Annotated in this window: 1 protein-coding gene; it reads right to left on the reverse strand. The window is 60.2% G+C overall.

The features are described 5' to 3' along the window. Nucleotides 1-143: 143 nt before the first annotated feature. Nucleotides 144-767: imelysin family protein (locus A3730_RS28215; protein WP_304439543.1), on the reverse strand; the 624-nt coding region annotated here is incomplete at its 5' end.

The following is a 767-nucleotide window of genomic DNA, read 5'->3' on the forward strand; positions in this document are numbered from 1 at the left end:
TCTCCGCAAGCCCGCTATGGCATCGCAATGAAGCGCGGGCACGACGTTGAATTATCGACACACCCTCCCGCGCTTTTTTAACTTTTAGCTTTTAGCTTTTAACTCGCAACTCGCAACTCGCAACTCGCAACTCGCAACTGACCCTAATCCCCATCGTTGGCGTTAAAACCGATCTGGATATTGAGATTGCGAGCCAACTCCGTCTGCTGACGGTTTTCCAGATTATCCAGCGCGGCATAGAGCGTCGTCAGCGTCTCGCTGTGTTGCGGCGCCTGCACCAGCTCCATCAACGGCGCTGGCAAAGCCGCAAGCTGGTTGGCCACATCCGCATAGGCCTGGTCGATGTCTTTCACCAGGGCCGCATCGCTCACCAGCGAACGCACCCGCTCCCATACCGCCTGCGCGCCCTGCAACGACGCCTGCAGGTTTTCAATGGACTGCCGGCTACGCCACGCTTCCGCCTGGTAAGGCTGCGCCACGCCCTGATTCAGCCGCCCCATGGGGGTGCCCAGTTTTTTCTTCAGCACATCCACCCCGGTGATCTGCGTGCGCAGAATTGCCGCCAGGCCTTCATCCGCCGTGGCGTAACGCTCATTGGGGAAGTCGCGCAACTGCGCCAGCATGCCGCCCGGCTCATTCCACAGCGCCAGCACCGACTCGGACAGCGCCAGCTGATGACCGGCGATACCGGTCAGCAGCGGGCAGTAGCGGTCATGCTTCTCCGCCAGGGCGACCGATTGATCAAACAGCACATACTCAAACGCCGT

This window comes from Alcanivorax sp. HI0044 (genome assembly GCF_001634945.1).